Origin of the sequence: Amycolatopsis sp. TNS106, from assembly GCF_019330265.1 — a bacterium.
GTDB lineage: Bacteria > Actinomycetota > Actinomycetes > Mycobacteriales > Pseudonocardiaceae > Amycolatopsis > Amycolatopsis lurida.
Genome location: NZ_CP024972.1, coordinates 7,879,354 through 7,900,582 on the forward strand (window position 1 = coordinate 7,879,354; position 21,229 = coordinate 7,900,582).

20 protein-coding genes are annotated in these 21,229 nt (G+C 69.1%); 9 read left to right on the forward strand and 11 right to left on the reverse strand.

The genetic code is table 11. The annotated features are described in order from the left end of the window. Positions 1-18: 18 nt before the first annotated feature. The 8 genes from CVV72_RS36450 (at position 19) to CVV72_RS36485 (ending at position 8,047) form a co-directional block, all read left to right on the forward strand. Positions 19-900, forward strand: coding sequence for an RICIN domain-containing protein (locus CVV72_RS36450; RefSeq protein ID WP_255632377.1), 882 nt, complete (start codon positions 19-21; stop codon positions 898-900). Between the two features lie 352 nt (positions 901-1,252). Beyond that, positions 1,253-1,993, forward strand: coding sequence for a bifunctional 2-polyprenyl-6-hydroxyphenol methylase/3-demethylubiquinol 3-O-methyltransferase UbiG (locus tag CVV72_RS36455; protein ID WP_219148761.1), 741 nt, complete (start codon positions 1,253-1,255; stop codon positions 1,991-1,993). Next, positions 1,974-3,068, forward strand: a complete 1,095-nt coding sequence (locus CVV72_RS36460; protein WP_219148763.1) for an iron ABC transporter permease — start codon at positions 1,974-1,976, stop codon at positions 3,066-3,068. The genes CVV72_RS36455 and CVV72_RS36460 overlap by 20 nt, the downstream gene beginning before the upstream one ends. Then, positions 3,068-3,856, forward strand: a complete 789-nt coding sequence (locus CVV72_RS36465; RefSeq protein ID WP_219148765.1) for an ABC transporter ATP-binding protein — start codon at positions 3,068-3,070, stop codon at positions 3,854-3,856. Before CVV72_RS36460 ends, CVV72_RS36465 begins: the two co-directional genes overlap by 1 nt. Further along, positions 3,853-4,836 (forward strand): ABC transporter substrate-binding protein, encoded by a 984-nt coding sequence (locus tag CVV72_RS36470; RefSeq protein ID WP_219148767.1) that lies wholly within the window; start codon positions 3,853-3,855, stop codon positions 4,834-4,836. The genes CVV72_RS36465 and CVV72_RS36470 overlap by 4 nt, the downstream gene beginning before the upstream one ends. Then, on the forward strand, positions 4,833-5,888 hold the full coding sequence (locus CVV72_RS36475; RefSeq protein WP_219148769.1) for a cysteine synthase family protein: 1,056 nt from the start codon (positions 4,833-4,835) through the stop codon (positions 5,886-5,888). Before CVV72_RS36470 ends, CVV72_RS36475 begins: the two co-directional genes overlap by 4 nt. Next, positions 5,885-7,075 (forward strand): ATP-grasp domain-containing protein, encoded by a 1,191-nt coding sequence (locus CVV72_RS36480; RefSeq protein WP_219148771.1) that lies wholly within the window; start codon positions 5,885-5,887, stop codon positions 7,073-7,075. Before CVV72_RS36475 ends, CVV72_RS36480 begins: the two co-directional genes overlap by 4 nt. Positions 7,076-7,141: 66 nt before the next feature. Then, positions 7,142-8,047, forward strand: a complete 906-nt coding sequence (locus CVV72_RS36485; protein ID WP_219148773.1) for an SDR family NAD(P)-dependent oxidoreductase — start codon at positions 7,142-7,144, stop codon at positions 8,045-8,047. A gap of 99 nt (positions 8,048-8,146) precedes the next feature. Here the strand turns inward: CVV72_RS36485 and CVV72_RS36490 are convergent, their stop codons facing one another. Next, complete coding sequence (locus CVV72_RS36490) at positions 8,147-8,722, reverse strand: hypothetical protein (protein WP_219148775.1); 576 nt, start codon at positions 8,720-8,722, stop codon at positions 8,147-8,149. Positions 8,723-8,770: 48 nt separating this feature from the next. Continuing rightward, a complete protein-coding gene (locus tag CVV72_RS36495) occupies positions 8,771-9,388 on the reverse strand; it encodes a TetR/AcrR family transcriptional regulator (protein WP_219148777.1) in 618 nt (205 codons plus the stop codon). A gap of 81 nt (positions 9,389-9,469) precedes the next feature. Between CVV72_RS36495 and CVV72_RS36500 the strand changes: the two genes are divergently transcribed. Continuing rightward, on the forward strand, positions 9,470-10,174 hold the full coding sequence (locus CVV72_RS36500; RefSeq protein WP_219148780.1) for an SDR family oxidoreductase: 705 nt from the start codon (positions 9,470-9,472) through the stop codon (positions 10,172-10,174). Here CVV72_RS36500 and CVV72_RS36505 read toward each other — a convergent pair whose 3' ends face one another. From CVV72_RS36505 to CVV72_RS36545, 9 genes are all read right to left on the reverse strand, one after another. After that, positions 10,175-10,552: a RidA family protein gene (locus tag CVV72_RS36505; protein WP_034309296.1), complete on the reverse strand. Its 378-nt coding sequence runs from the start codon at positions 10,550-10,552 to the stop codon at positions 10,175-10,177. It lies immediately after the preceding gene. Between the two features lie 60 nt (positions 10,553-10,612). Beyond that, positions 10,613-11,872, reverse strand: a complete 1,260-nt coding sequence (locus tag CVV72_RS36510) for a hypothetical protein (RefSeq protein ID WP_219148782.1) — start codon at positions 11,870-11,872, stop codon at positions 10,613-10,615. Further along, complete coding sequence (locus CVV72_RS36515; RefSeq protein WP_370641851.1) at positions 11,869-12,201, reverse strand: hypothetical protein; 333 nt, start codon at positions 12,199-12,201, stop codon at positions 11,869-11,871. Before CVV72_RS36515 ends, CVV72_RS36510 begins: the two co-directional genes overlap by 4 nt. Further along, positions 12,198-12,773 carry a YbaB/EbfC family nucleoid-associated protein gene (locus CVV72_RS36520; protein ID WP_219148784.1) on the reverse strand — a complete coding sequence of 192 codons (576 nt, stop codon included), beginning with the start codon at positions 12,771-12,773 and terminating at the stop codon, positions 12,198-12,200. Before CVV72_RS36520 ends, CVV72_RS36515 begins: the two co-directional genes overlap by 4 nt. A 275-nt stretch (positions 12,774-13,048) precedes the next feature. Next, positions 13,049-13,684 carry an SRPBCC family protein gene (locus tag CVV72_RS36525; protein WP_219148786.1) on the reverse strand — a complete coding sequence of 212 codons (636 nt, stop codon included), beginning with the start codon at positions 13,682-13,684 and terminating at the stop codon, positions 13,049-13,051. A gap of 243 nt (positions 13,685-13,927) precedes the next feature. Further along, positions 13,928-14,506 carry a TIGR03086 family metal-binding protein gene (locus CVV72_RS36530; RefSeq protein WP_219148788.1) on the reverse strand — a complete coding sequence of 193 codons (579 nt, stop codon included), beginning with the start codon at positions 14,504-14,506 and terminating at the stop codon, positions 13,928-13,930. Between the two features lie 9 nt (positions 14,507-14,515). Beyond that, positions 14,516-15,499, reverse strand: coding sequence for an alpha-ketoacid dehydrogenase subunit beta (locus CVV72_RS36535; RefSeq protein WP_219148790.1), 984 nt, complete (start codon positions 15,497-15,499; stop codon positions 14,516-14,518). Continuing rightward, a complete protein-coding gene (locus CVV72_RS36540) occupies positions 15,496-16,470 on the reverse strand; it encodes a thiamine pyrophosphate-dependent dehydrogenase E1 component subunit alpha (RefSeq protein WP_219148793.1) in 975 nt (324 codons plus the stop codon). Before CVV72_RS36540 ends, CVV72_RS36535 begins: the two co-directional genes overlap by 4 nt. Beyond that, positions 16,467-21,221, reverse strand: a complete 4,755-nt coding sequence (locus tag CVV72_RS36545; protein ID WP_219148794.1) for a non-ribosomal peptide synthetase — start codon at positions 21,219-21,221, stop codon at positions 16,467-16,469. Before CVV72_RS36545 ends, CVV72_RS36540 begins: the two co-directional genes overlap by 4 nt. Positions 21,222-21,229 lie beyond the last annotated feature (8 nt).

Here is a 21,229-nt window from a genome sequence, read left to right on the forward strand (position 1 = left end):
TTGAGAACGTGGTCCGGATTGACTTATCGGCAGTTGGCCGGAAGGGCCAAAGAACTCGGGGGAACCCTTCCGGCGAGTACGGTCGCGACCACTCTCGGCCGGACCACACTGCCCCGCGAATCGTTCGTCGAGACGTTCACGCGCGCGTGCGGACTGAACGACGAAGAGGTACGGCGGTGGCTCGACGCCCGGACCCGGATCGCGATGGGGGCACCACCGCGGCCTCCCGACGAGACGAAGGGGGAAGCCGTCCCGTCACCGGAGCCCGAGCCGGAACCACGACCCCGTCGGCACTGGCGCGCGCCGATGATCGTCGCCGCGATCGTGAGCCTCGTCCTCGTCGGGACGCTGGGATATCTGACGAGGTCGTTCGGCGCGTCCTCGAAGGCCAAGGAAACCGCGGCCGTGGTGCCGGGACTGGACGTGCGGGAAGTGGGCAGCTGGGCGCAGATCCGGCCGGCCCGGTCGCCCGAGTTCTGTCTCGCCGAGGGGCGGGACCGGACGCGGCTCTATTCCGGTGCCATCGTCGCCCAGCAGATCTGCGGGGGTGACGCGGCGCCGCGCCTGTTCATCGACCCCGTCGGGGAAGAGAACGCCGTGCAGTTCCAATGGCACCATCCGGAGACCGGGGTCGGCTGCCTCACGGTCGTGAACGAAGGGCTGGGGCACGACCTGATCGAGTCCCGCGACGACTGCGACGACGATGGTACGGACCAGTTGTTCACCATCGCCTCGGCGGATCCGGCGGAGCCGGGACGGTTCCTCATCCGGCCTGTCGGCACCAGCCAGTGTCTCGGCCTGCGCGACCTGGACACCGTCGCGGGTACTGAGGTGGTCCGGGAACGGTGTTCCGGAGCGCCTGACCAGACTTTCCTCATCGATCTGATCCCGCCGCCGTGAGTGGCCTGGGGTTTCTGGAGGTGGTGTCGCGAAAGAAAGTGGCTTTCGCGACACCCGGCCCAAGCTCAGCACCCACTCGGCAGGCCCCGGCGGTAAAGGAGAGGCGATACCGAGTGGGCCGGGTCTCGTGATCCGGCGGACGACACGCGTGATCAGGCGGACGACACGCGTGACTGGACGGACGACACGGCCATGGGCGGGCGCCGCTGCGGGCACTCGAGACGAACCGAATCGGCACCTACCGCACCGTGTCCCGTGATCACTCCACGAGAAAGGTGGCGGTGCCGGGAACCGAAGACGACCTTTCGACGACTTGTGGGGCTGAATCATGCGGCCCGGCGAGCGGAGAGAGATGCACTGGTACGAGGACGACGACCTGTGGGTCGGCTTCGCGGACGTGATGTTCCCGCCCAGCCGGGCCGATGAGGCCGAACGCCTGACGGCCACGTCACCGCTGCTCGAAATCACCGACGGCGCGAAGGTGCTCGACCTGGCCTGCGGCCCGGCGATCCATGTGGTGCCGCTGGCGAAGAAGGGCGCCGACGTCACCGGCGTCGACCTCAGCCCGGCGATGCTCGAACGCGCGCGCGAAGCGTGTGAGAACGCGGGAGTCGCCGCTAAGCTGATCCAGGCCGACATGCTCGAATACACCGAACCGGCCGCGTACGACCTGATCATCAACATGTACACGTCGTTCGGCTACTTCACCGAGCCCGGCGACAACCTCACAGTGCTCCGGAACGCCTACGCCAGTCTCGCGCCCGGAGGCAGGCTGCTGATCGACGTACTCGGCAAGGAGGTGCTGGCCGGCTGGGTCGGTCGCCCGAAGGCGGTCGACGTCGACGGCGGGACGGTGTTCATGCGCGACACCATTCTCGAAGACTGGACGCGGCTCAGGACCGAGTGGACCCTGGTCCGCGACGGCGAGGTGAAGCAGGCGTCGATCCTGTCCTTCTTGTACAGCGCCGCGGAACTGAAGGCGTTGTTCGAGACCGCGGGCTTCACCGGCGTCGAGTGCTTCGGTGACTTCGACGGCTCGCCGTACGACAACCACGCGCGCCGCCTGATCGTGCGTGGTGAACGTGCCGGCTGAACCGCTCCGCCTGTTCGCGGAGCCGGAGGACGACACCACGCGCCCGCTCCGGCTCACCGGCCCGGTGCTCCTGCTGTCGGCCGCACTCCTGATCTCGCTGATCGCGGGCATCGCGCTCGGCCCGTCGAACGTCGCGCTCACGGATGTCCTGCGCTACCTGGGAAAGGCGATCACCGGCGGTACCATCACCGGCGACGAGGTCACCGGGTACTCGATCGTCTGGCAGGTCCGCACGCCGAGGGTGCTGCTGGCGGCGGTGGTCGGAGCGGGGCTCGCGGTGGTCGGCGTCGCGGTACAGGCCCTGGTCCGCAACGCCCTCGCGGATCCGTTCGTGCTCGGGATCTCGTCGGGCGCCTCGGTCGGTGCCGCCGCCGTCGTGGTGTTCGGCCTGTTCGCCGGGCTCGGCGTGCTGGCGCTGTCGACGGCCGCCTTCCTCGGCGCGCTCGGCGCGACGGCGATCGTCTATCTGGCCGCCCGCAGCAAATTCGGCCTGACGCCGTTGCGTCTCGTGCTCACCGGGGTCGCGCTCACGTATGCCTTCCAGGCCTTGATGAGCGTGCTTGTCTACCTGTCGCCGAACGGCCAGGCCGCACAGACCGTGCTGTTCTGGCTGCTCGGCAGCCTCGGCGCGGCGACATGGGCGTCCTTGCCGCTGGCCGCGCTCGGGGTGGCCGTCGCGGTCGTGGTCCTGCTCCGTTACGGCACCGCGCTCGACGTCCTGTCCATGGGCGACGAGACCGCGATGAGCCTCGGTACCGACGCGGCCGCGTTGCGCCGCTGGCTCTTCCTGCTCACCGCGGTCGTCACCGGTCTGCTGGTGGCGGTCAGCGGCTCGATCGGGTTCGTCGGGCTGGTCCTGCCGCATGTGGTGCGGATGATGGCCGGTTCGGGACACCGCCGGGTGCTGGCGCTCGCGCCGTTGGTGGGCGCGGTCTTCCTGGTGTGGGTCGACCTGCTCGCCCGCACGCTCGTCGCGCCCGAGGAACTGCCGCTCGGCGTGATCACCGCGCTGATCGGCGTTCCGGTGTTCCTCGTCGTGATGCGGCGCCGCGGCTACGCGTTCGGGGGCCGCTGATGCTGTCGCTGCGCGAACTTTCCGTCGAGGTGGCCGGGACGACGCTGATCCGTGAGCTGTGCTTGGACGTCGGCGCGGGCGAGGTCGTCGGCCTTCTCGGTCCCAACGGCAGCGGCAAGTCGACGGCGTTGCGCTGTGTCTACCGGGCGCTGTCGCCGTCCGGCGGCGCGGTCCTGCTCGACGGGGCCGACCTCGCCGAACAGGGCCTGCGCGACACCGCCCGCCGGATCGCCGCGCTCACCCAGGACAGCCGGGCCGATCTGGACTTCACCGTCGAGGAGGTCGTCGCGCTCGGGCGGTCGCCGCATCAGCGCGGCAATCTCCGGCTGTCGGCCCGCGAACGCGCGCTGTGCCGGGAAGCGTTGCGGCGGATGGACATCACCCATCTCGCTCAGCGCAGTGTGCTGACGCTTTCGGGCGGTGAACGGCAACGGGTCCTGGTGGCGAGGGCGCTGGTGCAGGAACCGGAGGTGCTGGTCCTCGACGAGCCGACCAACCACCTCGACGTCCGCCACCAGGTCGAACTGCTGAAATTCCTGCGCGACTGCGGGCTCACCGTGCTCGTCGCGCTGCACGACCTCAACCTCGCCGCGGCCGTCTGTCACCGGATCGCGTTGCTGCGCGGCGGATCGCTCGCCGCCTGCGGGACCCCGGCCGAAGTGCTCACCCCCGCGACGGTCCGCGCCGTCTTCGGCGTCGAGGTCACCCAGGTGACCCACCCCGTGACCGGGGCGCTCCAGCTGCTCTACGACCTTCCCGCCGATGAAACCGAGGGGATCACACGATGAAGCCGTCCAGGGTGACCGCGCTCTTCGCCGCGGCACTGCTCCTCAGCGCCTGTGGTGCCCAGGTCGAGGCCGGACCGACCGCGCCGGCACAGGCCACGGTGACCAATTGCGGCGCGCAGGTCGCCTTCCCGGCACCGCAACGTCCCGTCGCCTACGACGTTTCGGGTGCCGAGAAGATGTTCGCGCTCGGGCTCGCCGGCCGGATGCGCGGTTACGTGATGAATTCGCTCGGCGACCCGTCGATCGCCGGTTCACCGTGGAAGGACGACTACGCCGAGGTCGAGCGGCTCGGCACCTCGCGGGTCACCCGCGAAATCCTGGTCAACGCCAAGGCGGACTGGGTGATCGCGGGCTGGAACTCCGGGTTCAGCGAGGAACGCGGGATCACCCCGAAACTGCTGGAGCAGGTCGGCATCCGGAGCTATCTGCACACCGAAACCTGCTGGGAGTATCCGACGGCGAAGTCGGAGGTGACACCTCTGGAGGCGCTCTACACCGACCTGCGCAATCTCGGCGACATCTTCGGCGTCCGCCAACGGGCCGACGAGCTGATCACGGAACTCAAGGGGCGCTTCGACAAGGTCCGCGCCGGAGCGCCGAAGACACCGCCCGCCAAGGTGTTCGTCTACGACTCCGGCACCGACCAGCCGTTCACGTCCGGAAAACACGCCGCCCCCAACGACATCATCGACGCCGCGGGCGGGACGAACGTCTTCCGTGATCTCCCGGACGGCTGGGGGAGCGTCGGCTGGGAGGCCGTGGTCAAGACCGAGCCCGAGGTGATCGTCGTGGTGGACTACGCCGATCAGCCCGCGCAGGAGAAGATCGCGTTCATCAAATCCGCGCCGCAACTGAAGAACACCCCCGCCGTGCGGGACAACCGGTTCCACGTCATCTCGTACGGAGATCTCGTGAGCGGCCCGCGCAACGCGGCGGGCGCCGAATCGCTGGCCGCGTATCTGCGCTCGATCGGCCGGTGACCGCGATGTCCGCGCTGGTCCACGACCACGTCACCGACGCGATCAAGACGCCGTCGTTGATCCGGCTCGAACCGAACGTCGTGCTGATCCGTTTCGAGACACTGAAGGTCTACGCGGCGCTCGGCGCGGTGCGGTCGCTGCTCGCCGACGGAACCATCCGAAAAGGACAAACGCTGATCGACAGCTCCAGCGGGATCTACGCGCTCGCGCTGGCGATGGCCTGTCATCGTCACGGGCTGCGCTGCCATATCGTCGCGTCCACCACCGTCGACCTCACCATGCGGTCGCAGCTGGAGATCCTGGGCGCGACGGTGGACCAGATGCCGCCGTCGGACGATCTCCGCCTCGACCAGCGGCGCCGCGTCGCACGCGTGCACGAACTGCTGGAACGCCATCCGGACATGCATTGGATGCGCCAGTACCACGATCCCGTGCACTACCTGGGTTACGCCGAGGTCGCGGATCTCGTGGCCCGCGCGCTGCCGTCCGGGCCGCTCACCATCGTCGGCAGTGTGGGCACGGGCGCGTCGACCGGCGGGATCGCGCGGTCGTTGCGCGAACGCGATCCGGACGTCCGCCTCACCGGGGTGCAGCCGTTCGGCAGTGTCACCTTCGGCAGCGAACGGTTCACCGATCCGGACGCGATCATCGCGGGGATCGGTTCCGCCATCCCGTTCGGCAACGTGGATCACGAACTCTACGACCGGATCCACTGGCTGGACTTCGTGCACGCGATGGCCGCCACCATCGGCCTGATGCGGGAACACGCCGTGTTCGCCGGGCTTTCCACCGGTGCGGCGTATCTCGTCGCGGGCTGGGAGGCGGCGCGGAATCCGGATCGGACCCACGTCGTGATCGGCGCGGATACGGGACACCGGTACACGGCAAGGGTTTTCGCCCGGCATCGGGAGGCCGTCGACCCGGCGGGCCTCGCGCCGCGCGAGATCGCTTCGCTGGACGAACTCGCCCTGCCGTGGGCGGCGATGGACTGGAGCCGCCGCCGATTCGGGATTCCCGCCCAGCCGCTGTACCGGAAGGAACGGGTGTCATGACCGTCGTTCTGCTGGAAGCACTCACTTTCGGTCTGGGCAGGCTCGCCGACGCGGCCGCGGAGGCCGGGCGGAAGCTGGTGCTGTTCACCGGGAATCGCGACATCTACCGCTACGAACTCGGCACGCTCGGGCCGGACCGCGTCGAGGTCGTCGACATCGACACCCACGACATCGCGGCCTGTGAAACCGCGTTGCGCGCCATCCCGGGCCTCGCCGGGATCATCAACTCGACCGACACGTGGGCGTTGCCCGGCGCGGAACTCACCGCCCGGCTCGGCCTGCCCGGGCCGGACGCGGCCGCCGTGCGGGTGCTGCGGGACAAGGGCGCGGTGCGCGACCGGTTGTACGAACACGGTCTCACGCGCGGCAGGCCGGTGCCGGTCATGGTCGCCGAAGAACTCGGGTTTCCTTTGGTGGTCAAGGATTCTTCGGGAACGTCGTCGCGGGGCGTGTGGCTCGTCCGCGATCACGCCGAACTCGAACGAGCCAGGCTGGAGGCGAAGACCACGCCGCTCAAGGGGCATCTGATCGCCGAACCGTATTTCGCCGGCCCGCTCTACAGCGCGGAAACCGTCACCTGGCAAGGAAGGACCCGGCTGCTCGGGATCCTCTCCCGTCAGCTGTCGCCCGAGCCGGTGCGGCGTGAGGAAGCCGCCGCGTTCCCGGTGGCCTTCCCGGAGGCCGAGTACGCCGGGCTGGCCGACTGGATCGGCCGGGTGCTCAAGGCCGCCGGACACGAGCAGGGCTTCGCGCACACCGAATTCGTGCTCACCGCCGACGGCCCGGAGGTCGTCGAGATCAACATCCGGATCGGTGGGGCGATGCTCGGCGAGGCGTTGTGCCGGTCGTTGGGCACCAATGTCTATTCCGCGATGATCGCCATGGCGCTGGGCGAGGAACCCGCCTTGCTCACCCAGGAGGTCGGCGGGGGACCGGGCATCGGGTTCGTCCTGGCGTACCCGGCCGCGGAAGGCGTGCTGAAGGGCTGGTCGGGGCTCGACAGGCTGCGCGGCCTGCCCGGTTCGCCGGAGTGGTATCCGACGGCGAGCCCCGGCGACGAGATCCGGCACCTCGCGGATCAGCGGTCGTGCACCGGGATCGTCCTCGCCGAAGGGCCGACCGCGGAGCTGGCGCTGCATCGCGCGCTGGCCGCGGCGGGTGGGATCACGCCGGAGATCGATTCTTGAGAGTCCTCTCAGACGGATAACTCTACTTTCTGTTTTGGGAAGTGAGACTATCCATCTGGAGGGACTGTGGACGGAACGGTGGGCAGGCGCGCGGTGCTCGGGGGCGCGATGGCGGCCGGTGTCACGATGCTGGCGGCGAACACGGCCACGGCGGCGGAAGACCGGCGGCGGTTCGCGGACAAGGTCGTGATCGTCACGGGTGCGACGTCGGGAATCGGCCGTGCGACGGCCATCGCCTTCGCCGCGGCCGGCGCGAAGGTCGGCTTCTGTGGCAGGCGGGAAGAACTCGGGCGTGAGGTCGAGCGGGAGATCCGTCGTGCGGGCGGGGAAGCGACCTATCTCCGCGCGGACGTCCGGGTTCCCGAACAGGTGCAGTCCTTTGTGGACGCGGTCGTCCGGCGGTACGGCAGGCTCGACATCGCGTTCAACAACGCCGGGATCCACCTCGGCAAGCCGCTGCACGAGATCTCCCTCGACGAGTGGGAGGACGTGCAGCGGACCAACGCGCGCGGCGTGTTCCTCTCGATCAAGTACGAGGTGCCGCATCTGCTGAAGTCGGGCGGCGGGGTGATCGTCTGCACCGCGTCGGCGCAGGCCGACCAGACCAGGCCGGGGCACGCCGCCTACACCTCGAGCAAACGCGCCGTGCAAGGTCTCGTGCGCGCGGCCGCGCTGGACTACGGCGCGAAGGGGATCCGGGTGTTCTCGATCGACCCGGGAACGATCGACACCAAGCTGGTGCGGCCGCCGGGGATCCCGGACGACCTGTGGGCGCGCTTCAAGGCGGCTTGGGGGCCGTTGAACGTCCATGGCCTGCCGAGGATGGGGGAAGCCGCGGAGATCGCATCGGCCGTCCTCGCGCTGACGTCACCGGATTTCGCTTATCTCACGGGGACTTCCGTTCTCGTCGACGGCGGTTTGAACACCGGGCGGCCGATGGTCATGCCGCCCGGCTTCACTCCGCCCGCCTGAGCGCCGGTCCGACCTTGGCGATGATCGAGTCCGTGAAGGCCTCCTTGAGGGACCCTGGGTCCCTCAAGGAGGCCTTCACGGACCGAACCAGGCGCGGCCTCAAGCGGGCTTGCACTTCTTGGCCTCGGCCGCGGCGGCCATCAGCTCCTGCGTGTCGATTTTGAGCGCGGGCAGGAGATCGGGAGTCTGCGTGATCGGCTTCTGCGTGGCGTCCATCGCCTTGATGGCCGCGTCCATGGCGGGTTCGTTCCCGGACTTCTCCAACCGCTGCTTGCCCGCGGTCGCCGCGTCCCTAGCGGCGGTGTACTGGTCCACAAGGGACTTCCGCACCGTGTCGCCGCCGGGAATCGGCGACGGCGGCAGCGCGGCCAGGTCGTCGGCGGCCTTGCCCGCGAATCCCGCGCGGATCCCGAGTTCCTCCTTCAGCGCGCCGCGGGTCACCTCGGTTCCCGATCGCTGCTTGGTCGCGTAATCGCTGGAAGCCTTCATGAAGCCGTACACCGCGCCGCACAGCCCGTCGAGCCAGGCGACGGTCTTGGTGTCCGGTCCGGCGGGTGGTTTCGGCACCGAGGACGACGGAGTGACGGTGACCGTCGCGGGGGCCGCTGGCGGCTCCCCGGAACAGGCCGTCGTCGCGAACAGTGTCAGAGCGATGAGCAGAAGTTTCGTCTTCATGGAATCCCCTCCGGGGTGGATACGCGCCGGAGGGGCCGAAGGTTGCCCTCAGTCGCAGCCGCCCATGATCCGGGCCAGTTCCCCGGGCGCCAGCGGGGGCTCCGGCAACGGATGCGCGGCGGGCGCCCGCATCCCGTCGAACAGCAGCGCGAGATGGCGGCGCCACGCCTCCGGCCGGACGGCCGCGGTCGCCTCCACGGTGCGTGCGATCCCCCAGGTCACGAAGGCCATGTCCTCGAGCGTGAAATCCGGGCGCAGAGCGCCGCTCTCCTTGGCGCGGTCGACGATCCGGGTCATGAGTTCGTAGCCGCGTTCGAGGTCTTCGGTCTGCGGCGGACGCTTCGCGGCGAGTTCGTTGTAGCCGCGGTCGGCGGCCTGCAGTTCGCAGACCCGTTCGACGAAGGAGGTCAAGCCGATCCAGGCGTCGTCGAGCGAAAGCGCGTGTTCGGCCAGTTTCGCGACGGTCTCGGTCCGGTCGGCGAACACGGCGTTCACGAGATCCGCGCGCTGGGGGAAGTGGTTGTACAGCGTGCCGATGCTGACGCCCGCGGTCTTGGCGATCTCTTCGAGCGCGACGTCGAGGCCGCGCTCCGCGTAGAGCCCCCTGGCGGCCTCGACCAGCAGGTCGCGATTGCGCTGGGCGTCCTTCCGCAGGGGTTTGGTCATGACGTCATCGTAGTCAAGTTGAAGGCGTCCTCAAGTTATGGGTATAAGTTGAGGAGGACCTCAACTTAACCTGGAGGACAGATGACCAAGACACTCGCGATCTTCGGCGCCGGACCGGTGCTGGGACTTTCGCTCGCGCGCCGCTTCGGCCGCGAGGGCTTCCGGATCGCCCTCGTCGCGCGCACCACCGGGAACCTCGACGCGCTCGTCGCCGCACTCGACCGCGACGGCATCGAAGCGAACGGCTTCGTCGCCGACGTCTACGAGCCGGCGCAGATCGCGTCCGCCGTCGCCGCGATCGGGCGGATCGACGCGGTCGCGTTCAATCCCGGCGGCGGGACCATGGGCGAGGGCATCGTGCCGGTGCTCGACGTGGATCCGGAGAACCTCCGGCTCGTCCTCGACCGTTTCCTGGTGTCCGCGGTGGCACTCGTGCGCGCCGTCCTGCCGCCCATGATCGATCGCGGCGACGGCGCGATCCTGTTCACCGCGGGGCAATCCGGCCTGTACCCGGCGCCCTTCCTCGGCAACGTCGGCATGGCGCAGGCCGCGCTGCGGAATTACTTCCACAACCTGAACGCCGTGCTCGCGGAGAAGGGGATCTACGCCGGGGCCGTCAACGTCGGCGCGCTGATCGAGGGCAGCGTGCCCCATCGGGCGCTCACCGCGAGCCCCATGGACTTCGAGCCCGAGGTGATCCACCCGGACGTCTTCGCCGACGCCTTCTGGAAGCTCTATGCGACCCGCGAAACACCGGAGGCGCTGGTCGGGTCCTTCGGGAGATGACTACTTCTCGACGGCGTAGGCCTCGATCTCGACCTTCATCTTCGGGTCGAGCAACGCCGAGACCTCGACCATGGTGGCCGCGGGCAGCACGTCGGCGAAGGCTTCGCGGTGCGCCCGCGCCACCAGATCGGCGTCCTTGATGTCGGTCACGTAGGTGACCGTGCGCACCACCGCGGACAGGCTGGACCCGGCCTCGCGCAACGCGGTCTCGATGAGCGAAAGCACGGCCGAGGCCTGCTCGTAGGCGTCGCCCGAACGGGCGGGTTCGCGCGCCGTGGTCCCGGAAACGTGGATGTGCTCGCCGACGCGTACCGCCCGGCTGTAGCCGAACACCGGCTCGTAGTCGCCGCCGGAGGAGATGTTCACCCGTTCAGTCATGACCCGAACGAAAGCACAGGCGGCCCCGCCCCGGAACACCGGTACAGGGCCGCCTGTCACTTACTGCTCTTCCTTGTCCTCCGGAGGTGTCTCTTTCGCGGCGGGCGGGATGGCCTTCGTCAGCTCGACGATGGTCTTCCCCGCCATGCCCGACGCGCCGTAGGTCGGGTCGCTGAGGACCTTGAGCCCCTTTTCGAGCTTGTCGAGCGCGTCCGCCGCCTTGGGGAACCTCGTTTTCAGGTCGCCGATCGGGAAGCTGTTCCAGTAGTCGTACCGTTCCAAGATCTTCTTGGCGTCGGGATGCCCCTCCAGTTCCTTCGCCAGCTTCTCGCGCACCACCCTCGGGGGTATGTCGCTGAGCTTCTCCGGTTTGGGCTTCGGAGCGTCGGGCGTCGCGTCCGGAGTGCTGTCGCCCGGCTTCGGCGGCGGGCCCTCGATCGGCTTCTTGCCGCCGGGCATCGGGGTACCGCCGGCGGGTTTCGGCTTGGGCAGCTTGATCTTGCCGCCACCGAGCGTCAGCTTGACGACGTCGTCGGCCGCGCCGCGGGTCTTCGCCAGGATCTTGAGCATCTCGGCGAGCTTCTTGGCGACGTCGGCGATCTGCTTGGCGATCTTGGCGATCGCCACCCCGACCGTGGTCATGATGGAGGTGATCGCCGCGATGATCGAACCGCCGAAGGTGACCGGCGCCAGTGCCACCGCCACGATCGCCGCCTTGAGGATGCCTGCCAGCGTCATGGCGATGATGTCGCGGACGATGCCGCGGACCGCGCCGATGACGGCACCGGCGATCCCCATCTGCTTGCCCGCGAACTCGATGTATCCGGCGAGCGCGTCGATCTGGGCGGCGACGCCCTCCATGTCGGCCCGGAAGGTGTCCGCGGACTCGCCCGTCCACTTCTCCATGAACTTCTTGGTGGCGGCGTCGTGGTCCTTTGACCACTCCCGCACTTCGGCGGCCTCTTTGTAGATCGCCGTCTTGGCCGCCTCGATGCCCTTCGGGTCGCCCAGCAGGAAGTCCAACGGCCAGCGGAAGATGACGATGTGCTCGATCAGCCAGCCGATCCCGGCGGTGAGCAGCGAGCCGATCGGATCGGCGACCATGCCGAGGATCTCGATCGCCATCCCCGCCGAGGCCAGTCCGATGCTGAGGCTGTCCCCTTCGTCGACGGCCTTCTTCAGCGAGAACGCGGAATCGAAGAAGCCCGCGCCCGTGGTGTCGCCGCTGCCCGCGAGGAAGTCGTTCTTCTCGTCCTTGAAGTCACTGGCCTTCGTGCCGGTGTTGTTCCCGAAATCGTTGCGGTGGTACTCGTCGCTCACTTGACCTTCACCTCGTCGATCCCCTTGCCGGCTTCGGTGATCAGCCTCTCGGTCTCCTGCTCGTTGGCTTTGTACTGCTTCGACGCCTCGCGCACCCTGTCCGAGAACTCCTGCACGTTCTCCGAGTACTTGTTGAGGTGGTCCCGCGCCTTCCCGCAGTGCATGCTCGCGCCGGCGCCGTAGATCTGGCCGCCGAAAATGCCGAAGATGCCGGGGTCCGCTACGCAACTGCCCACCATGTCGGCGCTCTTTCGCAGGGCGTCCTCGAGTCTGCCGAGGTGACCGGCGAACTCGTTCATGGTTTCCGTGTCGACACCGAATCCGGTCACCAGGGGCTCATTTCGTCGTCGTCGGGGGTGGCGGGCCGCCGGGGGCGCGGCGCCGGGGGATTCGGCGGCCGCACGGGACGGCCCGGCTGCGGCGGCATCGGAGGACCGGCGTGCGGAGGTGGCGGCGGCCGGTATCCCGCCTGAGGACGCGGCGGCTCGTTGTGCGCCTCCGGCGCCCACTTGTCCTGTTCCGGATTGTCCGGCGTGGTCTCCTCGTCCTCCACCTTCGGCAGGAAGGTGCGGACCAGCTGGGCGGCCTCGTCTTCGCCGTTGATCTCGGTGTAGGACTCGGTGACCTTCTCGACGGTCCTGCGCTGGGCCGTGCGCACCGTCTGCATGACCAGAGAAGAGAGCCGCGCCGGTCCCAGCGAGGTGGCCCGGTTGCCGAACTCGATGGCGCTCAGCGAGCCGTTGGCCTCGACCGTCACCGTCACCGAGCCGTCAGGAGAGGTCACCGTGGACGCCGAGGCGGTGAACGCGGCCGTCAGGGCTTGGGCTTTTTCCTCGAGTTTCTTGGCTTCTCGCTCCAAAAGGAGCGCGAAGTCCTCACCTGCGTCGAAATTGGGTTGCATGCGTCGCCTTGGCCTGGTCGGGATGGAGCACGATCGGAGAGAATGCGAGAGGTCGACGAGGCGTACACCCCGGCTTCCCAGCACGGAGGGTAGACCGGCCGTTCCGGCCCCGCAGTGGACCGGTGGGTCACCGGCTGATTCGCCCGTATCGTTACCAGCGGGCACGTACCGGGACAACCCCGGTGATCGAGGACTGCCCGAAAGGTCTCCGGGAGTGGTGGATCGGGGAAGGACGATGATCGTGCGGGCCGCCGATCGAGACGCCGTCTGCCGCACTACCGGTTTTCGGCGGCCTTCTTCAGGTCCTTCAGCCAGATTTCGAGGCCCTGCCCCAGCATCGCGGTGGAGCCGGGGACGTCCTTGTCGACCTGCGGGCCGGTGTGGCTCTCCTCGGTGCGGACGATGACGCCGCCGGGCACCTTGACGAAGTTCCACACGTGGACGCCGTCGATGTGCATACCGCCGGGACCGTCGAGGGGGCCGGTCCAGCGAAGGCACTTGCCGGGCTGGAGTTGCCGGACGGTGGAAACGATGGTCACGTCGCCGGGCGGATAGGGCAGGCCCGGCGGGACGGGAATGGTCCACTGGAAGCGGGAATGCTTGCGCAGCGGACCGGGATCCAGGCGTTTCATGGTGACGGGGATGGCGGGGTTCTGCCAGGACGGCCAGGCCTCCACGTCGGTCTGCAGGTTCCAGATGGTGCGCAGCGGTGCCTTGACGAAGATCTCCGTCCGGTAGTGCACCTTGGCGGCCCGATCGATGCCTTTGCCTTGGCAGGTGAGCGAAGCCGGCTTGTGGTGGGCCGGAGTCGCCTGGGCGGGCGCCGTGGCGCCGAGGACGCCGGCGAGGGCCAGCGGGACCGTGAGCAGGGCGGCGCGGGTGCCGATCCGGCGGCGTGCGGTGCGGAACATGTCTCTTTCTCCTTCACTCGGTTAGCGATTATCGCGATAGTTAGAGCCTATAGCGAGTGTGCCGCGAGCGTCAAGAGGGAGCCCCGCTCGAGCTGGAGTTCGCCACTGTCTGCAAAGACCTCAAGGGCCGGGTTCGCGCCCCCCGGCACCTGGGCACACAGCGTCCACCGGCTGAAGCGCGTGAAGGCCCCCTTCCCTCGACTCAGCCGAGGGAAGGGGGCCTTCACGCGCGAAACCGCGGCCTCAGGCCGAGCGGCCGAGGAAGGCCAGGAACCGCGCCTGCGGGTCGGCGTCCGCGGGCGGTTTCACCCGTGGCCCGAAGGTGCCCGGCGTGCGGCTGATGATCAGCCGGGCGAGGGAGAACGACGGGGTGACGAGGTCCGGATCCATCCGCACGTCCATCCCGAGCGCGGAACCGATGTCCCAGGTGTGCACCAGGGTGTCGAACGTCAGCAGCGCCAGGTAGTCCGTGACCGTCGCGTCCGGGCGGTTGGCGACGTACCACGCGGGAGCGGGACGGCCGAGCAGTTCGCCGGTGACGACGGCATCGGCCGCTTGCCGGGCCGCGCGCCATGCGGCCGGCGGGTCTTCGCCGGCCAGCTCGCCGGGCTTCTCCGATCCCGCGGGCCCGTTCTCCACCGTGAATTCCCGGCCCGACGCGTGATGGCGAAGCACCTCCAGTCCCCAGATGACGTGCCCGGTCACGTCGCGCACCGACCAGTGTTCGCACGCCGACGGCGCGTCCCATCGGTCGGGCGGCACGGTGGCGAGCACGGCGTCGAAGGCGTCTTGTGCCCGCCGGTGGCGATCCAAGGTTTCCATGGGTTCCTCCTAACGCAGCGCCGCGTTGACGGCGGCCGTCAGTTCCGCCGCGCCGGGCACCAGGGCCTTGTCGAGCGCGAGGGCGTACGGGATGACGGTGCCGTCCGGACGGCAGACCCGCCTCGGCGGTGCCACCAGGTCGAATTCCTCGGCCGCCGTCGCGACGATCTCCGCGCCCAGCCCGCACATGCGGTTCGAGTCGTCGATCACGATCAGCCGCCCGGTCTTGTCGACCGATTTGCGCAGGCACTCCCAATCGAAGGGGTAGACCGTGCGCGGGTCGACGATCTCGATGTCGACCCGGTCCGCGAGGTTCTCGGCGACCTCGATCGCCGTGCCGACGTGCTGGCCCACCGCCACGACCGTCAGGTCGCCGCCTTCCCGGACGACGTTCGCCTGCCCCAGCGGCACGATGTCCTCTTCGCCCGCGTACGAGACGTCCGTCGCGCCCAGCAGCGGAGAAGGAGCGAACACGGCCACCGGATCCGGGTCCTGGATCGCGGCCCGCAGCAGCCCGTACGCGTCGGCGGCCAGACCCGGGACGACGGTCTTGATCCCCGCGTGCGCGAGCAGGCTGTACGGGTTGTCCGAATGCTGGCCCGCCCAGCCGAAGCGCGACCCCGATCCGGACACGAGATACGTGACCGGGATCCGGACCTGCCCGCCGGTCATCAGGGAGAACTTGTGGGCCTGGTTCACGATCTGCTCGAAGACCAGATAGATCAGCGAGGAGATCTGGAATTCGATCACCGGTTTCTTGCCCGCCATCGCCGCGCCGGTCCCGAAACTGGTGAAAGCCTGTTCGGACAACGGGGTGTCCAGCACGCGTTCCGGGCCGAACCGGGGCAGCAGCCCCGAAGTGACTCCGCTCGCCCCGACACCGACGTCCTCCCCGAGCAGGAAGACGTCCTCGTCGGCGGCCATCTCGTCGTGCAGGGCGCGATTCATCGCGTGCATGTAGCCGAAGTTCTCCGGCGAAGGCAGCCCGCTCACAGGATCACCCCCGGCCGGACGGCGGTGGCTCCCGCGTACAGATACATGAGTGCGTCCTTCGGATCGGGCGACGGGGCGTTCTTCGCGAACTCGACCGCCTCGTCGATGGTTTCCTTGACAGCCGCGTCGATCCCGGCGACGACGTCCTCGCCGAGCTGATCGCCCAGCAGCGGGATCGGATCCTTCGTGCGCCAAAGAGCGACCTCGTCGGGGTCGCGGAACTCGACACCGAGGAGTTCGAGCACGGAATGGTGCCCGAAGAACCGGTACGTCCGGCATTCCAGGAACGCCGGGCCCCGCCCCGCGCGAACCCCTTCGAGCAGTTCCGCCGCGGCGCTCTCCACCGCTTCGACGTCCATGCCGTCGACACTGCGCGAAACCAGCCCGAAGCCTTCGGCGCGCCGGGTCGCGCCTCCCGCCAGCCCCGCTTCGAGTTTGAGGCTCGTCGCGTACTGGTTGTTCTCGCAGACGAACAACACCGGCAGCGACCAGATCGCGGCCAGGTTGAAGGCCTCCAGCAGGACACCCTGGCTCATCGCGCCGTCGCCGAAGAAGCTGACGACGACCTCCGAGTCACCCCGGGCCTTGGCCGCCCACGCGGCGCCGGAGGCGATCGCGCCGCCCGCGCCGACGATTCCGTTGGCGCCCAGGATGCCCAGCTTCATGTCCGCCGCGTGCATCGATCCGCCGCGGCCCTTGTTGAACCCTTCGAGGGTGCCGAGGAGTTCGGCGAGCAGGCGGCGCGGTTCCGCGCCCTTCGCCAGTACGTGACCGTGTCCCCGGTGGGTGCTGGTGATGCCGTCGCGCTCGGTCAGGTTCGCGCAGATGCCCACGGCGACGGCCTCCTGCCCGATGTACGGGTGGATCCCGCCGTCGATCTCCCCGGCGATGGCCATCGCCAGGCAGCGTTCTTCGAACTCCCGGATCAGTTTCATGGACCGGTACAGGGCCATCCGGTGCTCACGGGTCATTGGCGTGACAGCCCTTCTGTGGAGGTTCGGACGAGCATTCGGTCGACGTAACGGAGCAGCGCGCCGTCGTCGGGGCTCGGCACCACGACGGGCTCGAATTCGCTGCTCGGGCGGCCGCTCGACGAAGTGGAGCCGAAGAGCGGCTTCAGGATGGCGTGTTCCTCGGGGGAACGGGCTTCGAGAGCCGAGAGCCAGTCGGCCACGGGCAGGGTGCCGATCTCGGTACCGGAGGCCCGCAGGAGTTCGACCAGGTACGTGAGGCGCATCGGCCGTTCGCCCGCCAGCACGAACCGGCCACCGTCCGGCCGCCGGTCCAGGCCGAGCCGGGCGAGCGCGCCCGCCGTCTCGTCCACCGCGATCCACGGTTCCTCGATCTCGGTGCCGGGGGCGGCGCCGAGATCGAGGATGTTCCGCAGCACCCGCAGCATGATGTCCCGCGTGTTCCCTTGCCCGGTCTTCGAATCCCCGACGATCCGGGGCAGACGGCAGATCTCGGCCGGTATCCCGTGCTCGGACGCGGTGATGATCAGCTGTTCCGCGTGCGCCTTGGTCTCCGCGTATCCGCTGCGGGAGCCGTTCTCCTCGCCGGCGGAAATGGTCGACACGAACTGCAGCCGCTTGAGCCGGGTGGTGGCGGCCAGCCGGATCAGCTCGCGGGTCCCGCCCACGTTGGCGCCTTCGAGTTGTTCGTAGCTGGAGAGCGCGTCGACCCAGGCGCCGTTGTGGCAGATCAGGCCGATTTCGCCCGCGAGCCGCGCGAACACCGCGTCGGCGAGGCCGAGTCCTGGTGCCGCGAGATCGCCGGGGACGACGCTGATCCGCTTCTCGTCGACGTCGTCCCGCAGGCCGTAGCGGTCCAGATTTTCGCGCAGCCGCAGCCATCCCGCCCGCTCGTCGGCGGCACGGACGAGGCAGTGCACCCGCAGGTTCTCGCGCGTCAGCAACTCGCGGACCAGGTACGCGCCGACGAATCCGGTGGCGCCGGTGAGCAGGACCTCCGAGACGGCATCGGATCCCCGCGGTGGCAACGATTCCGGGAGGACTCCGCGCACCAAGGCCCGCGGATCGAACGAACGCACGGAGGTCCGCCGGTCGCCGTTGATCTCTTCGGCCAGCTTCGCGATCGTGGGCCGCTCGAACAGCGTCCGCAGTGGCAGGTCGATCCGCAGGGTTTCGCCGATCCGGACGGCGAGCTGCGCGGCCTTCAGTGAGTGCCCGCCGACGTCGAAGAAGCTTTCGTCCCTGCCGACGGTTTCCCGGCCGAGGACCTGTGCCCAGATCGCCGCCAGCTTCTCCTCGGTCGGGTTGCGCGGCGGGGCGACCTCGTCCTCCCGGGTGTCGTCCTCGGGTTCCGGGAGCGCCCGGACGTCCAGCTTTCCGTTGAGGGTCAACGGGAGTTCGGGAAGCGACACGAACGCCGCGGGCACCAGGTACTCGGGCAGTTCGCGGCGCAACCCGGCACGCAGAGCCGTGTCGTCGACAGCGCCCTTCAGATAGGCGACGAGCCGCTTCTGACCCGAGCCGTCTTCACGGGCTACGACGGCGGCCTGGGTGATCTCCGGCCGGGCCAGCAGCGCGGCTTCGATCTCGCGGGGTTCGACGCGGAAGCCGCGGATCTTGACCTGGTCGTCGACGCGACCGAGATACTCCAGATCGCCGTCGGCGTCGTACCGCACGATGTCCCCGGTCCGGTAGAGCCGCTCACCGGTCGGCTCGTGGTGGGGAACGAACTGTTCCGCGGTGAGTTCCGGCTGTCCCCGGTAGCCCCGTGCGACACCGGGCCCGGCCACGTGGAGTTCGCCCGGTACCCCGGTCGGCGTGAGCCCGCCGCGTTCGTCGAGGACGTACACCCGCGTGTTCCCGAGCGGACGGCCGATGGGGATTCCCTTGACGCCTTCGGGAACAGGGGCGGGGATCGGGTGACACGTGGTGAACGTCGTGCACTCGGTGGGGCCGTACCCGTTGAAGAACTTCGTGCCGGGCAGCGCGGCGACGGCGCGGCGGACATGGGTGACGGACAGGGCTTCGCCGCCGACGAGCAGAGTGCGGAGCCCGGTCAGCGCCGCGGTGTCCTCGTCGACGATGTGGTTGAACAACGATGACGTCAGCCACGCCGTGCTGATCCGGTGCCGGGTGATCGCGTCCGCGAGCGGCCGGGCGGTGAGCACGCGTTCGGTGGAGAGGACACACGTCGCTCCGGTGAGCAGGGCGCCCCAGATCTCGAAGGTGGCCGCGTCGAAGGAGATCGCCGACGCGTGCAGCACCACCTCGTCCGGGCCGAGGACGCCGTCCGGCAGTCCGGTGACCAGCCGGATGATCGACCGGTGCTCGATCTCGACGCCTTTGGGGCGGCCGGTCGAGCCGGAGGTGTAGATGACATAGGCCAGGTCATGCGGCCCCACCTCGATGTCGAGCGCGGTCGATCGTTCCTGTTCGAGGGTGGGGTCGGCGATCAGATCGGTCGTGATCACCAGCCGCGCCTGGCCGTCGGCGAGCAGGAGCCGTTGGCGCTCCTCGGGATATCCGGGGTCGATGGGCAGATACGCGGCGCCGGTCTTGAGGATCGCGAGCAACGCGGTGATCAGGCCGAGGGAGCGCGGAAGGCAGACACCGACGACCGTTCCCGGCCCGGCGCCCAGTGCCCGCAACCGGTGCGCGAGCCGGTTGGACCGGACGTCGAGCTCCGCATAGGTCACGGAGTCGTCGCCGCAGACCAGCGCTGTCGCTTGTGGACGGTCGAGCACCCGCGCGGCGAACACGGCGGGCACTGTCGCCGGGGAGGGCAGCTCCGCGGCCGTGTCGTTCCATTCCTCCGTCAGCAGGCGACGTTCGGAATCGCTCATCATCGGCCAAGCGGATAGCGGCCGCTCCGGCTCGGCGGACTCGAGCAGCCGCCGGAAGTGCCGGACGAAACGTTCGATCGTCACCTGGTCGAACACTTCGGCGTTGTAGTCGATCCGCGCTTCCAGCACCCCCTCCCGGTCCGACACGAGGCATTCGAGATCGAACGGTTCCGAGCGGGTGCCGACCGGTGCGACGGCCGACAGCGGCTCGTCCACCACCCGGAGCACGGCCTGTGCGAGCGGGGTGCGGCTGAAGTCCCGCCGCGGCGCCACTTCCTCGACGAGACGCTCGAACGGGACGTCCTGGTTCGCGTACGCGCCGAGCGTGGTCTCCCGTACGCGGCCGAGCAGCTCCGCGAAGGTGGGATCACCGGAAAGATCGGTGCGCAGCACCAGCATCTTCGCCTCGGGCACCGGAACACCGACCGTGACATCGGTGGTGCGCGCGTAGCGGGACAGCACGACGTCGAAGGCCGCCAGCAGCGTCATGAAAAGGGTGGCGTCGTGACGGCTCCCCGCTTCACGGACCCGGGGGTCCACGTCGAAGGGGAGCGAGCCGGCGCGATAGGACGCCACCGCCGGGCGAGCGCGATCCGTCGGCAGCTCCAGCGCCGCGGGCAGGCCGTCGAGGTGTTTGCGCCAGTATTCGAGCTGCCCGCGCAGTGCCTCGAAAAGCGGCTCGTCGGGGTGTTCCAGCATGTGTTCGACCAGCCGGACGAGCCTGCCGACGAGCCGGGTGGCGGTGGAGCGGTCGAAAAGGCCGGTGCGGAACACCAGGGAACCGTGCAACTTGCCGTCCTGCACATGGGTGACCAGTTCCAGGTCGAACCGGGTCGCCACCCCGGCCCAGGGCACGCTGGTGATCTCGCCTTCGCCGTCGGCGGGGATCTCGCCGTTGTGCACGACCACGACGTCGAAGATCGCGTTGCGCCCGGCGTCCCGTTCCGGCCGGACCTCCGCGACCACCTGGTCGAACGGCGCCTGCTGATGGGCGTAGGCGTCGACCATCTTGGTGCGCGTCACCTTCAGCAGCTCGCGGAAGGACATCGACGGCGTGATGCGGGCGCGCAGCACCACGGTGTTCACGAAGAAGCCGAGGACGTCGGCGAACCGGCGGTCGTCACGGCCGGCCAGTACCGTGCCGATCGTGATGTCCTCCTGTCCGGAATGGAGGGACAGCAATGCCTGGAACACCGCGGCCACGGCGCTGGACAGCGCGCATCGGTTTCGCAGGGCGAAGGAACCGAAGGCCTTCGTGAGTTCGGCGGAGAGCGCGAAATCGACGTGGTCGCCCGCGAAGCCGGGGTTGCCCGATCGCGGCCGGTCCGTCGGCAGCCGCAGCGGCTCGAAGCCGTCGAGCTCGCGCCGCCAGTAGTCGATGTGCTCCGCCACCGAACCGGCGGCCGCGCGCTGCGCCGCGACGTACTCCTCGTAAGTCACCTCCAGCGGCGCGAGGGTCTCCGAGCGGTACAGCTTGACGACGTCCTCGGTCACGATCTGGATGGACCGCCCGTCGGTGATGATGTGGTGGTTCACCACGCACAGCACCGCCGACCCGTCGGCGCATTCGACGACCATCGCGCGGATGGGCGGCGCCGCCGCGAGGTCGAACGGCTCGCTGACCAGGTCGGCCGTGTGCTTCCGCCAGTCGTCGTCGGCCGCGGTGCGCCGGGCGACCGGGATGCGGAAACCCGGCGTCGGCACGGCGGCGGGCGTCCCGGACTCGTCCACGACGAACCGCCAGCGCAGCACCGGATGCCGTTCGACGAGCGCGCCGAGCGCCCGGTCGAGCGCGTCGAGGTCGACACCGTCGTGGAACCGGAAGACGATCGGGATGTTGTACGCGGCACTGGTCCGGTCGAGTTGCTGCACCAGCCACAGCCGCTCCTGCCCGAGCGACAACCTCATCGATTTCT